Annotated in this window: 1 protein-coding gene and 1 pseudogene; both read right to left on the reverse strand. The window is 76.6% G+C overall.

All coding sequences use genetic code 11. The features are described from left to right. Positions 1-149 precede the first annotated feature (149 nt). A complete protein-coding gene (locus DKL51_RS31640; RefSeq protein WP_109947943.1) occupies positions 150-1,373 on the reverse strand; it encodes a hypothetical protein in 1,224 nt (407 codons plus the stop codon). A gap of 80 nt (positions 1,374-1,453) precedes the next feature. Further along, a pseudogene (locus DKL51_RS31645) lies at positions 1,454-1,878 on the reverse strand (ABC transporter); the annotation flags it as partial.

Raw genomic sequence — 1,878 nt, forward strand, 5'->3', positions numbered from 1 at the left:
GCCCACCGCCCGCGCCACCGTCCGGCCCCGCCGCGCCTCCGGCGCCGATGGTCCCGGCGCCCGCCGGCGCAGCGGACGCCGCCGCACCGGTCGGCATCCCGATTTCGCCGGCTCCCCGGCCGTGGGCCGTCGAGCCGTGACCGGGACGGTCAGGCGTTGTCGTCGCTGAGCCGGTGGCGGTTGGCCTCGATCCACGCGTCCAGCGCGGCCGGGTCGTCCGGATCGACGCCGTCCGCCATGAGCTGGGCGACCGCCGCCGTGGCGGGGCTGCGCCGCTCGCCGGTGCTGTAGAGCCGGGCGAACTCGGGCACCATCTCCTCGATCGCCTCGTCGGTCAGGCGTGCCGCCGCCTCCGGCAGCCCCCGCTGCCGGGCCGCGTACGCCGCCCAGGCGCGCAGCACCCGGGGCAGCATGGCGGCGTCGTCCATGTCCAGCACGGCCCGGCGGTGCACCCAGTCCAGTAGGAACAGCTCGGCCACCATCGGGCTCCACCGCGTCGGATCGGCGTCCGCGAAGCTGTCCGCGTGGTCGAGCAGCAGACCGAGGCAGAAGTGCAGCGAGGCCAGCTCCGGGCCGTCCACCGCGTCCAGGCCGAACCGGGCGGCCTCGGGTGAGTTGAGGAAGCCCCGGAGCAGGACGCTCCGCTGGTCACCGCTGAGCGGCTCGGTCACCACGATGCCGGGTGCTGCGGCCGGGCCGGGCAGGACGGCCAGCCGGGCGCCGACCAGCGCCCGGTCGGTGGCCAGCGAACCCTTGGCCGGCAGCTCGCTGAGGTCGTCGGTGACGGCCAGGTGGCGGCTCACCTCCGCGTGCATCCGGGCCGGGTCCTCGGTGCGGAACCAGGTCAGCTCGTCCTCGGTGCAGATCTGCCGGGCCTGCTCCACGATCCGCTGGGCCGGGCCGCCGACGAAGACGTCCTTGGTGATGCCGATGTTGTGGTCGACCAGCGCCACCAGCGCGTGCTCGGGCCCACCCTCTTCGTCGTCGTACGCGAAGGTGGCCAGGTAGGAGGTCTGGTCGCCGTACACGTCGCCGTAGGCCCAGGTGCCGGTGAGGTGGACCCGCCCGAGCTGGCCCGACCAGGCCGGGGCCTGCGCACCGGGGCGGACCCGGCCGGCGCCCTCGGCGTCCGGCACCAGGGCGGCGAAGACTGCCCGGATGGTGGTCGCGGCGGCGCTGCGCCGACGGGAGGTGGCGGCGAGGAAGCCGGTGACGAACTCCCGCACGGCGATGTCCCGGTCGGTCTCCGCCACCGCGTAGACGCTGCCGAGCAGCGCGGCGCCGAGCATCTCCGCGTCGAGGGCGCTGTCCAGCCTCGTCACGTCGCGGGCGGCGTGGAGTACCGCCTCGTAGGGGGTCTGTGGCGTGGCCATGCACCGACCCTACGCCGCCCGGCCGGCCCCGACACGGCGAGCGGGCCCCACCCCGTCGGCGGGTCGTCCGGCCGGCGGGGTCAGCGACCCGCGTCGCGGAGCGCGTCGCGCGCCTGGGTGTACCGGCCCAGCACGGCCCGCACCGGGACCAGCACGTACTCGTCGCCGACGGCCGCCACCGAGCCGGTGAGCCGGTTCTCCGCTCGGTACCGGGCCCGGCGGGCGGCCCACCGGAGGACCGGCCTGGCCAGCGCCGCCACCAGCAGCCCGGCGAGCAGGCCGCCGAGGAGCAGCAGCGTGGGCAGCGGGGCCTCGCCGACCTTCGGGTACTCCAGCGGGGGCAGCCCGAGCGCGCGCAGGCCGTAGCCGAGCGCGAGCCAGGCCAGCCCGGCCACCGCGGCGAGGGTGACCAGCCACTGGAGCGTGCCGACCACTCGCCACCAGACCGGACGCCGGTTCATGCCGAGGTCGGTGCCGGACGCGCTGGACCGGTCGGCCACCGCGC

This window comes from Micromonospora globispora (assembly GCF_003857015.1).
In the GTDB taxonomy this organism is placed as follows: domain Bacteria; phylum Actinomycetota; class Actinomycetes; order Mycobacteriales; family Micromonosporaceae; genus Micromonospora; species Micromonospora globispora.